The sequence below is a fragment of the Paenibacillus sp. TY11 genome (genome assembly GCF_059772165.1).
The window spans coordinates 186,599-198,732 of sequence record NZ_JCBAIQ010000007.1 but is presented as its reverse complement, the minus strand read 5'-3'; the positions used below and the strand labels follow the sequence as shown (position 1 = coordinate 198,732).

At 45.8% G+C, this 12,134-nt stretch carries 14 protein-coding genes; 12 read left to right on the top strand and 2 right to left on the bottom strand.

The window, feature by feature from the left end; translation table 11 throughout:
• Positions 1–751: 751 nt before the first annotated feature.
• The 12 genes from AC6EJC_RS09940 to AC6EJC_RS09885 all read left to right on the top strand — a co-directional run bounded on the left by AC6EJC_RS09940 (position 752) and on the right by AC6EJC_RS09885 (position 8,520).
• The gene (locus tag AC6EJC_RS09940) at positions 752–1,888 is read left to right on the top strand and encodes a polysaccharide deacetylase family protein (RefSeq protein ID WP_444953832.1); all 1,137 of its coding nucleotides are present in this window, start codon (positions 752–754) and stop codon (positions 1,886–1,888) included.
• Between the two features lie 323 nt (positions 1,889–2,211).
• Positions 2,212–2,637, top strand: a complete 426-nt coding sequence (locus AC6EJC_RS09935; protein WP_444953831.1) for a phage holin family protein — start codon at positions 2,212–2,214, stop codon at positions 2,635–2,637.
• Between the two features lie 80 nt (positions 2,638–2,717).
• On the top strand, positions 2,718–3,005 hold the full coding sequence (locus tag AC6EJC_RS09930) for a Dabb family protein (protein ID WP_013309679.1): 288 nt from the start codon (positions 2,718–2,720) through the stop codon (positions 3,003–3,005).
• Between the two features lie 24 nt (positions 3,006–3,029).
• Entirely contained in the window at positions 3,030–3,470 is a 441-nt protein-coding gene (locus tag AC6EJC_RS09925) for a DUF86 domain-containing protein (protein ID WP_444953830.1), read from the top strand.
• 8 nt (positions 3,471–3,478) lie between these two features.
• Entirely contained in the window at positions 3,479–4,126 is a 648-nt protein-coding gene (locus tag AC6EJC_RS09920; RefSeq protein ID WP_444953829.1) for a helix-turn-helix transcriptional regulator, read from the top strand.
• Between the two features lie 97 nt (positions 4,127–4,223).
• Positions 4,224–4,547, top strand: coding sequence for a YtxH domain-containing protein (locus tag AC6EJC_RS09915; protein WP_444953828.1), 324 nt, complete (start codon positions 4,224–4,226; stop codon positions 4,545–4,547).
• Between the two features lie 209 nt (positions 4,548–4,756).
• Positions 4,757–5,566, top strand: a complete 810-nt coding sequence (racE, locus tag AC6EJC_RS09910; protein WP_444953899.1) for a glutamate racemase — start codon at positions 4,757–4,759, stop codon at positions 5,564–5,566.
• Positions 5,567–5,685: 119 nt separating this feature from the next.
• The gene (locus tag AC6EJC_RS09905; RefSeq protein WP_444953827.1) at positions 5,686–6,942 is read left to right on the top strand and encodes a M14 family zinc carboxypeptidase; all 1,257 of its coding nucleotides are present in this window, start codon (positions 5,686–5,688) and stop codon (positions 6,940–6,942) included.
• A 136-nt stretch (positions 6,943–7,078) separates the two neighbouring features.
• Positions 7,079–7,345 (top strand): hypothetical protein, encoded by a 267-nt coding sequence (locus AC6EJC_RS09900; protein ID WP_023987991.1) that lies wholly within the window; start codon positions 7,079–7,081, stop codon positions 7,343–7,345.
• 263 nt (positions 7,346–7,608) lie between these two features.
• The gene (locus AC6EJC_RS09895; RefSeq protein ID WP_013309686.1) at positions 7,609–7,911 is read left to right on the top strand and encodes an iron-sulfur cluster assembly accessory protein; all 303 of its coding nucleotides are present in this window, start codon (positions 7,609–7,611) and stop codon (positions 7,909–7,911) included.
• Positions 7,912–7,934: 23 nt separating this feature from the next.
• On the top strand, positions 7,935–8,156 hold the full coding sequence (locus AC6EJC_RS09890) for a YuzB family protein (RefSeq protein ID WP_229526072.1): 222 nt from the start codon (positions 7,935–7,937) through the stop codon (positions 8,154–8,156).
• 94 nt (positions 8,157–8,250) lie between these two features.
• Entirely contained in the window at positions 8,251–8,520 is a 270-nt protein-coding gene (locus tag AC6EJC_RS09885) for a hypothetical protein (RefSeq protein ID WP_444953826.1), read from the top strand.
• Positions 8,521–8,718: 198 nt separating this feature from the next.
• Here the strand turns inward: AC6EJC_RS09885 and AC6EJC_RS09880 are convergent, their stop codons facing one another.
• The gene (locus tag AC6EJC_RS09880; RefSeq protein ID WP_444953825.1) at positions 8,719–10,701 is read right to left on the bottom strand and encodes an LTA synthase family protein; all 1,983 of its coding nucleotides are present in this window, start codon (positions 10,699–10,701) and stop codon (positions 8,719–8,721) included.
• A gap of 186 nt (positions 10,702–10,887) precedes the next feature.
• Positions 10,888–12,048 carry a THUMP domain-containing class I SAM-dependent RNA methyltransferase gene (locus AC6EJC_RS09875; protein ID WP_444953824.1) on the bottom strand — a complete coding sequence of 387 codons (1,161 nt, stop codon included), beginning with the start codon at positions 12,046–12,048 and terminating at the stop codon, positions 10,888–10,890.
• Positions 12,049–12,134 lie beyond the last annotated feature (86 nt).

Genomic DNA, 12,134 nt, shown 5'->3' with positions numbered 1-12,134 from the left:
TGTACTTTATGCACAATCAAAGCCACAAAGGACAACTGTCTGAGTAACTTAAAACAAATTTATAAAGCACTTGAAACCCTTTGGTGATTTCAGGTGCTTTTTTACGTCCCCGTATAATTCTATAAGTCTAGTAACATAACTATGACATTTGGGGGGATATAGCTTCTTCACAGGAGAATGCATACAATCCATTCCGTTACTCGGGTGAGCTATGGGACAGTACCACAGAACTTCAATATTTGCGAGCCAGATGGTTATGATTCCGCAAACGGCAGGTTTATTAATGAGGACACGCATAGAGGCGATCCCAATGATCCGCTGTGTTGATGTAAGTGGAACTATATGGGTTAAATAATACTCCTTTTTGACACTCCATTTTCTATTAGAAACCCAGAATCTTCAGTCAGATACCACTGTATCTATCTCCAAGTACCTTACCTTCATTTTCTTCAGGTAGTCTCTAGTTCTATCAAAATTTATTCACAACTTTGTAACTTTCTCTAGCAGGGGGGTTGCGAGATTGTTTTCAAATTGTTTTACTATATTTACCTACTATACTCTGGTAATCTATTAATATATATAGGGGGAAAGAAAAGACGTTCCGATTCAGACGGTTGAGATACGTTTATGTTCTACATGTTGAGTGGATGTCTATATTGCCATGTCTATATCGTCATGTCTGTATAACTTCATAGACAAGCTAGAGATAGCTCCCGCAGATAATAAAATACAGCACAGGATGGTGTAGTGGATGAAGCTTTTAAAAGTAAAATGGATGGCAGTGTGCTTGATGGCAATCTGTTGTTTGGGTCTGCTGGGCATACATACGAATACGGCGAGTGCGCAAGCGAAGGCTCCTTTGCTGGGGGTCAATGATGTGTTGCTAGATTCGAATACGGTTCAGCCGGTGATGAAAAATGACAAGTTGTATGTACCTGTCGTTACATTGGGGCAAAAGATGGGCATTACTACTTCAGCCAGCGGAAACACATTGGTGCTGACTGGACATAATCGCAGCTTTACGCTGGAGTTGAACAAGGGTGATGTGTTTGAGCGCGGAGGACGTACGATGGTGCCTATCCGCACTTTGGCGGATGCTTTTGGATTTATTATTACGTTCCCGTCGAGCAATGTATATCGAATTCAGAACGCAAATGCTAGCTTGTCTGATGCTCAGTTTTTGAATACATTCGCAACAGAAATTAAACAGTATGCAGCTGTCAAACCGGACAAAGCCAGCAATACAGGCAACAAGGGAACTGCCTCATCATCCAGCCGTACGATTTATTTGAGCTTCGATGATGGCCCAACGGCGCACACTTCGCAACTGTTGGATATTTTGGATAAATATAATGCGAAGGCTACTTTCTTCATGCTGGGACCTGAAATTCGTCAACATAGTGCAGTTATGAAAAGAATGGTAGAGGCGGGTCACGGTTTGGGTCTGCATGGGATGTCGCATCAGGTGAAGAAAATTTATGCATCCCCGGCAGCAGCACTGGCAGAAATGAATCAGGATAATGAGATTTTATTTCAGGCAACAGGGAAACGCACTTCTTTAATTCGTACACCTTATGGCAGCAAACCATATTTAAAGAAAGCATACCGTGATCAACTGACGGGTGCAGGCTATCATATTTGGGACTGGAACATAGATTCCAATGATTGGCGTTATACCAAAAATCCAGAGCATTTTGTACAGACTGTTCTACGTGATATTAGAAGATTGAAAAAGCAAGGCAGAACACCAGTCGTTCTTATGCATGATAAGCCATCTACGATCAAGGTGCTTCCACAAATCATGGCGGCTTTGCAGAAAGAAGGCTATTCGTTCGAGCCGTTGAATGATGACCTTACTCCGCTTAACTTTTGGAATGATCATCGTTAATTGAATAGCATGAAAGAAAAGCGGGCTACCCTACTTCATTTTGTTGAGAGAGGGCAGCCTGTTTTTTTTATATAAACGGTAAGCGGAAACTGGATAAAATGGATAAACAAGCGTTACGTTGCCCAACAAGGAAGTAAGGCACCTTTACAACCATTTTTATAATGGTTTTGAAGGTGTTTTTTGTTGTATTGCTCGGGATCGTGAAGTTTGCCGCTTGCTTTATATGAATCTATGAATTCATATCTATGCACAGGTCATATGACTTTACGGGTTACCACGTCGCTGCATATATTACAATAACCGCCCCGAGAGGAGGAGCAGGTATGAATATTAATCCGAGTATGTTTAGTATGATTTGCGCTACCGCAGGAGCCCTTATTACGTTTGCCTTTGGTGGCTGGAATCAGCTAATGGTGCTATTCACGGTTGCAATGGCTGTTGACTATGTGACTGGAGTCGCCGCAGCAATTAGGACTGGGCAAGGTTTAAGCAGTAAAGCCGGTTTTTGGGGGTTGGCGAGAAAGGCTTTAATGCTATTGGTGATTTCTTTGGCGCATCATGTGGATCTCCTGATGGGTACCGAAATCATGAAAGGGGCGGCGACGTATTTTTATTTATCCAACGAATTGATCTCTATTACGGAAAACTGTTCACGAATGGGTCTGCCGCTCCCACCGAAGCTCAAGAATTTTTTTGCCCTATTAAAGGACAAGGAGTCTGATGGTAAAAATGGCGGAAAAGATCGCTAGAATTACAAAGTTTCTTTCCGTATGTGGGGCGTTATGATAAAATTTTCAAGAGAACATTTTAAGATAAGGAGCCTATACGCATGATTAAACATATTGTTTTGTTCAAATTGAAAGACCGCTCCCCCGAAAGCATTGAGCATACAGCATCCATTTTGCGCAGCATGAATGGCAAAATCAAAGAATTGCTGTCACTCGAAGTAGGTACGGATGTGATTCGTTCGGAACGTTCTTATGATATTTCCCTTACCGCTGTTGTCGAAACATTGGAGGACTTGCAAACGTATCAAGTACATCCTGTGCATCAGGAAATTATTGTACACATGAATGAAGTGAAGGACGTATCTATCGCAGTTGATTATGAAATCTAAAGCGATTACTGGAGGTGCAGGACCTTGTATTATGTCAACCGGGAACAAATTGAGCTTCGACTAGGGGCCGTTCCCGACATTGTCGCCGGACTCCGCCAGACATCTGCCACCTGGAACGGCGATTTGTTGCAGGGGCTAGTGCAGGAGCGCTGCCTCCATCTGGCAATTGAGACGGTAACGGACGTAGGAAGCTATATCATCGACGGATTTATTATGCGCGACGCCAGTAGCTATGAGGATATTATCGGTATCATTCATGAAGAAGGTGTACTGGATGATACCGTATATCATTCGCTATTAGAGCTGGTAGCCTTGCGTAAACCCTTAGTACAGGAGTATTTCCATTGGGACCGGACAAGCCTTCACCCGCTTACACCTAAGCTGCCTGGGTTGCTGGAGCTTTTTGCATCTAACGTGCATGATTATTTAAATAAGGAATTGGGTCCCCAGCCCGAGGGAGTGTAAAGGCAAAAGTGACGGATAAGCATATCGTACCCGAAATGCCCACTAGGCGCATGATCATGACACTATTGAAAACCCAGGGACCTGTGGGCGTCGGAAGCTTGGCAGCTCAATTGGGCATTACCGAAATGGGGGTGCGCAGGCATCTCAAATTGATGGAGCAGGATGGTCTGATTGTGGCTACGATCGTGCGACAGGCGATGGGACGCCCGACGTTTTTGTATAGCCTGAGCGAGCAGGGAAGCGAGCAGTTTCCTCGCAATTATGATCATCTGTTACTGGAACTGTTAGAAGAACTGGATGAAGAGCAGGGAATGGAAGCTGTTCATTCTCTGTTTGATGGTAGAAAACGTAAAATGATGAAACGCTACGCCCCTCACATGGAGAGTGAGACTACACTGGCTTCACGTGTGGAAAAGCTTTCGGGCATCCAGAACGCTTCCGGTTATATGGCAGAGTGGCGTGAGGAAGAAGATGGTAGTTACTCTATTATGGAGTACAATTGTCCCATCTCTCAAATTGCAGGCCGTTACCGCAAGGCTTGTGAATGCGAGCAGCAAATGTTTGAGGAACTGCTTGATGCCGAGGTTGTCCGTGAGGATTGTTTGGCGGATGGAGGTCGTTGCTGCCTGTACCGTATCCGCTCCAAAAAAAAGTAAAAACTTTTCTGGCTTGTTCTCTGTATCATGACAAGCTCTCCGTGCTTATAATGCACTAACAGATGGGCATTCGCCCGGGCACAAGGGAGAGATGATGATGAAGGAGAACTACAAAAGCTTTATCCGTGGCGCGTTGGCAGGCAGCATTGCTGGTTCGGTTGCTGCGTTGTTATTTGCCCCTAAATCAGGTCGTGAGCTGCGTCAGGATATTACAGATCAGGCGCGCCACGTGAGTGATAAGGGACAGGAGCTTGCGGGGAAAATTTCAGACACCTCAATTGAGTATACTGACAAAATTAAGGAGACAGCCTCAGCCGTCATTCATGAAATCGGGCAATGGCGTAAAAAGGGTGAAATTATTCCTGAGGTTAGCATTTCATCAGCGCCTGTTCAAGAAGATACGGAAGAAGATGCTCTGTAACTGTCTGTAAAACGTAGGTGAAACAACGGAATACAGTTTGAATTCTTGGCTTCTCCCGTTGGGGCGAAGCCTTTTTTGTTGATCACTTCCTCGTTTTAGGGTAATCTTTTGGGGTACCTTTTACACCAATACGACATAAGGTATGTAGCAACGGATAGATTTCCGAGATGAAACAACTCATATTTGAACAAAAAGGAAGCGGTGTGTACGTGCAGCAAGCGATTGCAATATTGGATTCCGGAGTAGGAGGTTTGACAGTTGTTAAAGAAGTCATGCGTCAGCTTCCGCGGGAAAAAATCATTTATTTTGGAGACACTGCGCGCACCCCGTATGGCCCCCGACCATCGGAAGAGGTTAAAAAATTCACAGAGCAAATGGTTGATTTTCTGATTCAATTTGATCCGAAAGTCATTATTATTGCTTGCAACACGGCAACAGCCGCGGCATTGGACTATATAAGCCAAAAGGTATCCATTCCGGTGATCGGAGTTATCCATCCCGGGGCTCGTGCTGCGATCAGCGCGACCGCTACCGGGCATGTCGGGGTGATTGGGACTGTCGGTACGATTCGAAGCGGAGCATATACAGCTGCGCTCAAGCAGTTGTCTCCCTATGTAGAAGTTGTGAGCCATGCTTGCCCTGCGCTTGTGCCCTTGGTGGAACAAGGGTTGTTCCGCTCCGAGACGACATCGCAGGTTGTGGAGGAGTCATTGAGACCTATTCAAATGTATCCGATTGATTGTCTGATTCTTGGTTGTACGCATTATCCTTTTTTGAAGGAAACGATTCAGGAAGTCATGGGTCCTACGGTGAAGCTAATTAGCTCGGCAGATGAAACGGCTCGTGAGACGAGTACCATTTTGTATAACAAGGGCAAGTTAGAGGCTGGGGACGAAACGCCGGTGCATCAGCTTTTTTGTTCCGGCGATCCGGAATTGTTCCAGCGCATTGCCGCGCAGTGGCTCGGAGAGCAAATTCGACAAACACCTGTCGTCTGGCAAGTCACCAATCTGGATTAACGAGACAGCCGACTTTTTTTGTCATTGGACAAAAGAAGTCGGTTGTTTTGCTTTTCGCTACATCAAGACACGCCGCGTCTGCATAACATGCAGTAAGGCAGATGGAAGGGGCGTAGAAGATGAGGGAATATATCGTTCAAAAAGGAGATACATTACACCGGGTCGCCTCGGCTTTTAAACTATCGGCGGATACTTTGATCGCAGATAATCCGTGGGCCGCCACGCAACCCTACCTGATTTGTGGTCAAGTGCTATATATTCGTCCGTCTACGGATCGTAAATACGTTATTCAGCCTGGTGAGTATGCAAGACAAATTGCCAAGCAGTTTGGTGTGGAACTTGATGAGCTACGGCTGGTCAATCCTGGACTTGCAGAGCATGATTTTGTGGTAGGAAAAACAATTGTCATTCCTGAAGACCATCAGGATCAGATTGTACGGTTACGTGGAGAGTATGGATATGAAGATTTAAAGGAAGACCTAGCGGCCTTGGCCCACAGATATCCGTTTATTGAAGTTGGCAGCATTGGTACCAGTGTCATGGGGAAGGATATCCCTTATGTACGTATTGGGCAGGGAACGAGGAAAATTCATGCCAATGCTTCTGTACATGCTAACGAATGGCTGACGACGCCTAGTTTGCTGCGTTTTATAGAGCAATATGCACAGGGGATTGGTCGGACTAGAGAACAGGAAGATGGGCAGCTTCGCGGTGAGCGGAGGGAACAAGCTGGGACTTCTCAATGGGTGTATGGGGGGTCTCCACAGGATTTGCTGGAGCATACATCCTTATGGGTGGTACCGATGGTCAACCCGGATGGAGTAGAGCTGGTGCAACAGGGTGTACTTCCAACTCATCCGCTATATCATGACCTCAGAAAATGGAATGAAGGGCGTGCCGATTATCGTGGCTGGAAGGCCAACATTCGCGGTGTCGATCTCAACGATCAATTTCCGGCGTATTGGGAAGAGGAGGTGCGCAGACGCGGTAAAACAGGTCCGTCTCGACGAGACTATGCAGGACCTGCACCTTTGTCTGAACCAGAGTCCAAGGCGCTTGCTGATCTGACGGAGCGCGAACAGTTCGATATGGTGCTATCCATACACAGTCAGGGACAGGAGATCTATTGGAATTATCGGGATCTAGAGCCTAAGGAGAGCCGAGATTGGGCCTTACGGCTAGCTGCCGCAACAGGGTACCGGGCGGTAAAGCTGGGTGGTAGCGACGCAGGATATAAGGATTGGTTTATACAGCGGTTTGGTAAACCGGGTTTTACCGTTGAAGTCGGTCTAGGCGTAAATCCACTGCCCATGCGTGATTATGATGATATTGCAGCAGAAGTTGGCATGTTAATGGCAACAGTGCTGTCATGGTAAAAGATTGAGCCTGCTGAAACGTATTGAATCATTTGCGCGTATTAGGAGGAACACGTTTTTTACAAGTGTTCCTCTTTACATGTCCCTTCAATGGGGTATATATACTTAGGAGCATTGGAAATGGAGTGAACAACCTATGAAGTGGAAAAGATTACTATCTCTCCGTCAATGGTCACATGTATTTCGTCGAATGCCCCGATTTATTACTTCTTCGAGGATTCCTCTGGGTGAAAAATTACTTTTTGCGGTGCCTGTGTTGCTCTATTGGGTACTCCCTGATGTCATGCCATTTATGCCCATTGACGACATTGGTGTGACACTATTGCTTATGAATTGGTTTGTAACCCGGGCTGAACGAAAATATCCCGATGTGCTTGAAAAGCAGCACGTACGTGTTCGGTAGATTTAAGCTATGAATTTCGTGATTGCGATTTTTTGCGATTTTCTTTACAATAGGAATATTGCCTTTTGCTATGCTGAACATAATTGTGATCTATCGGATCATGATGATGATTCAGGCGCAGCTATGCTGTTGTACTACCTCTTTCCCTCCAGGATAGAGGCTAATTATTTGAGTTGTTGATTTTACCCGCTAGGTTGTGTGGTGTGGATATGTTATCCAATGAACCACATTTCATTTAATGAATATGAAGGAGATGAAGTTTGATGAACTGCAAAATTACTCGTAACGCAGCTAAAGTATTGAAACTTGAACTGGATAAGGAAGAGAACCAAGGGAAGAGCTTGCGCGTTGTTATTACGCATGCTCATGGAGATCATGCTCATTACGGGCTGGATTTGGACACGCCTAAAGAAACAGATACTGTCGTATCTACAGATAAAGGCATTGATGTAATTTTGGAAAACGGCCAGCCGCTGCTGGATGGTGTAAAAATCGATTACTTGTACTTTCCCGAAGAAGGATTTGTCATTACTAACCCTTCCCAAGGTAATCACGGCGACCACTAAGCCGGAGCGCGGAGGGATGACAGATGGCCAATGATATTCGCGTATGTGATGAATGCAATCATATTCGCTTGAAAACGATCTTGCCCAAGTTGCAAAAAATGGCACCAGATGCCGAGATCAAAATCGGCTGCAAATCGTATTGCGGTCCTTGCGGAAAACGGGCGTTTGTGTATGTGAACGGACGTTATGTGAGTGCACCCACAGAGGATGAAGTATTGGAGAAGGCTGCGCGTTTTATAAAATAGTTCCAGTACGCAGCATTCGCAACTTTTGAATAGTTCCCCTCCTTCTGATCCATGCTAATGGATGTAGAACACTGCCCAGAAGGAGGAGTGACTCATGGCCCAATATGATTCCAATCTCGACAATCACAGTGTTGAGGCTCAAACACAAAACTCGGTGGACAAGCTCCACCATGCCGTGTCTCAGGCATTGTCACATCCGGCTGAGCAACTGATTGAGCAAGCGGAGCAATCTCGCACTCATGCGGAGCATGCCATACAGCAGGCGAAGGGTAGCCTCGGTGACGATGCAGTAGAAGTTGCGGAGGACATGCTTGGTGAAGAGGTACAACGGCTTGAACAGGCTAAAAAAACGTTGCGTTCCTAAGCATTTGTGAATGGTAACGAGCGCAGTCGAGTGACAATCCATATAAAAAAGCACGATCCACAGCACTTACAAGCTGATGGATCGTGCTTTTTTGTTATATACAGGGCGGTTATGCGATCGGCATCCTTAAAAGAGTTCGGGGAGGATGCTATGTCAGCAACCTCCCACAGAAAGTCTATTGGTTACATGAGGACATCGTTACTTCTTGGTTTGGGGTTCCCATTCGCGAATAAGATCGTATGTGATGACCTGATCGGATATGTTCAACCGATTGAGAGCTTCGGTATAGCCCGGCCCGCAGGCATTCACATCTGTAGGCTGGCCTGTATTCAGGTTGTAACAGGTCCCTTTGGAGAATGTGCCGTCCTCAGATGGAATGTAGTATACTCGGCCATCTGTGAAAGCACCACTACGCAGCACGACCATACGAGGCTTCCCGCTAAACAGATCGTTTCCCATAAAATGATATGGTTTTGTAGAAATCCCAAGCAGGTGCATTACGGAAGGCGTCAAATCCAACTGGCCTGCCGGTTCCGTATACGTTCCCGCATGACTTCCGTCAGGAAGATGCACAAGTAATGGCACCTGATTCATGATTTTCTGCATGTCTAGATCTGTGAGTGGCTTGCCTAAAAACTTTTCATACAGTGCTTTGTCTTTAATTGAATTGTCATGATCCCCATAAAACATCAGGATCGTATTATCCCACAATCCGTCTTTCTTCATCTGATCTACCAATTCGCCCAGTGCTTCATCTACATAATGGACGGACTTTAGATAGTCTCCAAACATCGTGCCTTCAAACTCGCCAACGTCCAAATCTACTGCATCAGGGGACAGGTTGTACGGATGATGGCTGGAAATGCCAACCATATAGGCATAGAAAGGTTGCTTGACTTCGGTGGTGAGATCATTGAGCGTTTGGCGGAAGAAGGATTTGTCTCCCAGTGACCAGCCCAGGGGCTCATCTATTTTAAAATCTTTTTTACTATAGAACTTGTCATAGTTCATCGCCTTATACATTGTGTAACGGTTCCAGAAGCTGCTGTCGTACACGTGAAACGCATTGGGACTATACCCAGTATCCTTCAAAATAGAAGGCAACGTATCGAATTTATGGTCCGCATAACGGATAAATACCGAACCTGTAGGGAGCGGATGCAGCGAAGCATGTGTAGAGAAGTCCGCGTCCGAAGTACGGCCCTGCGCAGTCTGGTGAAAATAATTGTTAAAATACATGCTTTCCTTCGTCAGTTTGTCGAAGTTAGGCGTAATCGCTTGACCGTTGATCTGTTTGCCGATAAAAAAGTTCATGAACGCTTCAGCTTGAATGACCATCACATTTTTGCCCTTATACTTGCCGGAGAGGTCATTTTTTACCTGAAGTAACTTCTGGTGCTGATTAAACCATTCCTTATCCTTATCGGATTCCGCTTGAGCCAATGTAGGCTGGGGTCCAAGATGATCTTGACCATAGCGGTAGATGTCATATCCATGAAATCCGATTAATCCGGTTACGTTGTACAAGGCCATCGACCACCAGTTGCCGACAAATATGCCGGTTGCCCATGTGGAGGTATAATATTTGATCGGCCCAAATGTCAATACATAGCCAATCAGGAAGGCCAATGCCCCTTTGGAGAAGCGAAGCAGAAACCTCTTAGTGAACGAGCTTCGGGATGCTTCTAAGTAAGTATCATTCGTTGTAAACCGACGCCGTAAGGAAGCCACAAATATTACATACGGAATGAATAGAATCCAGTCTGCAAAAAAGAAAATGTCCCTCCAGTACATAAGGGATGCGATACTTCCGCCCAGAGAATCAACTTGTCCAGCTTGAAGTAAGACAGGAATCGTAATGAAATCCTGAAAATACCGATAATAAACCATGTCGGAATAAATGAGCGCGGTGAGCAAAATATCGAGCACCACAAGAGCAATCAAACGTCCGCGACGTGACAGCCACAAGGTCCAGAAGCTCACAAGTAAGAGCGAACCAATAGCGATGACGTAATCCAGCGGATTCATGTCAATATTTTGGGCATGCAGGTTATAGTGAATCAGTACGAGCTTGCCAATCATAAATACAAAAAACAGACCTAATCCGAAATATCGAGACAGCAGCATTCTGCTGAACATGTTACCAGTGCGACTTGCACTGGCCGTGCGAATAACCAACACTTTACCCCCTCCGGCAGAAATGTTCGGCTAGTATAAACTACATATTAACGTAATGTTAAACCGAAATGCCTTTAATTATTATAGCGCTCATCCCGCACATTTCAATGATTAAGTAAAGAAAGTACAGCACAAATCAGGCCAGAAGAACGAACAGAAGGTTCGTTTCCTGGCCTGAGCTCCATCTATTTAGGACTGCAACGGCGAAGTATCTTTGCGGCGCGGAGGCAGAGGGCCCAGATACTGATAGTATTGGCATTCGATCCGGCCGTTAAACAGCTTACGGCGCTTATCTGCTTTACGGCCCCAATAATGCTCAAATTGCTTGGTGGAACTGATGGCAAAGAAGGACCAAGTCTTCATCTCGGCTGCTGTGCGTGCAAGTGAACGGATCAGCTTTTCCACCTCGGATTGCTCGCTCAGTCTCTCGCCATAAGGTGGGTTTGTAATCATCACACCATATTGTCCTTCAAGTCTGACTTTAGTTACAGGCATCACCTTAAGTGAGATGTCTTTAGCAAAGCCTGCTGCTTTTACAGCTGCCTCAGCAACTTGTATGGCATTCGGGTCGATATCGCTACCTGCAATCTCAAAAGGAATGTCATCGCGGGTCAAATCCATCGCCTCGTCGCGAGCCTGATTCCATAATTCCCTGCCAATGACAGGCCAGTCTTCCGAGTTAAAGGTACGTCTCAGGCCTGGCGCAATGTTCCAGGCTTGCAGGGCAGCTTCGACCAATAAAGTACCGGAACCGCAGCACGGATCATAGAACGGTCGATCGGGGCTCCAGCGACTAAGCTGAATAAGAGCAGAAGCCATTGTCTCTTTGAGAGGCGCCTCTGTAACGAGCTTGCGGTAGCCGCGTTTGTGCAATCCTGGACCGGTCGTATCAAGCGTTAGCAATGCACGATCATTCAATAGAATGACCTCAATGACGTAACGAGGGCCATCCTCAGCAAACCAATCTGTGTGGTAGGTTTCCTTGAGCTTTTCTACAATCGCCTTCTTGACGATTCCCTGACTGGCTGGTACGCTACTAAGCTGTGATTTGTGCGAACGTCCTTCTACGGGAAATTCACCATCTACAGGAATCCAATCCTGCCAAGGCAATGCTTTGGTACCCTCGAACAGCTCGTCGAAGGTAGTTGCAGCAAATTCACCCATTTTAATAAGAACGCGGTCTGATGTACGAAGCCACAGGTTACACCGGCATATATCCATATAATCTCCGGAAAAAACGACGCGGCCATTTTCGACGGTCAGATCCTCGTACCCGAGTTCTCTAAGTTCCCGGGCCACGACGGCTTCGAGTCCCATCGGCGCAGTTGCAATTAGTTGCAGTTGAGTCATTAAACGTATTCACTCCGTCCCATAATCATGTAAGCTTGGTTCAATCCCTATAGTATAGGTCATTGTACTCAAAGAGACAAATCATT

Bases quoted from the DNA above. Each gene is read 5' to 3' on its own strand.
- AC6EJC_RS09905 (WP_444953827.1), top strand. From the start codon at position 5,686: ATGAGGGAATATATCGTTCAAAAAGGAGATACATTACACCGGGTCGCC.
- AC6EJC_RS09875 (WP_444953824.1), bottom strand. From the start codon at position 12,048: ATGACTCAACTGCAACTAATTGCAACTGCGCCGATGGGACTCGAAGCC.
- AC6EJC_RS09895 (WP_013309686.1), top strand. From the start codon at position 7,609: ATGAACTGCAAAATTACTCGTAACGCAGCTAAAGTATTGAAACTTGAA.
- AC6EJC_RS09885 (WP_444953826.1), top strand. From the start codon at position 8,251: ATGGCCCAATATGATTCCAATCTCGACAATCACAGTGTTGAGGCTCAA.
- AC6EJC_RS09940 (WP_444953832.1), top strand. From the start codon at position 752: ATGAAGCTTTTAAAAGTAAAATGGATGGCAGTGTGCTTGATGGCAATC.
- AC6EJC_RS09930 (WP_013309679.1), top strand. From the start codon at position 2,718: ATGATTAAACATATTGTTTTGTTCAAATTGAAAGACCGCTCCCCCGAA.
- AC6EJC_RS09900 (WP_023987991.1), top strand. From the start codon at position 7,079: ATGAAGTGGAAAAGATTACTATCTCTCCGTCAATGGTCACATGTATTT.
- AC6EJC_RS09935 (WP_444953831.1), top strand. From the start codon at position 2,212: ATGAATATTAATCCGAGTATGTTTAGTATGATTTGCGCTACCGCAGGA.
- AC6EJC_RS09915 (WP_444953828.1), top strand. From the start codon at position 4,224: ATGAAGGAGAACTACAAAAGCTTTATCCGTGGCGCGTTGGCAGGCAGC.
- AC6EJC_RS09890 (WP_229526072.1), top strand. From the start codon at position 7,935: ATGGCCAATGATATTCGCGTATGTGATGAATGCAATCATATTCGCTTG.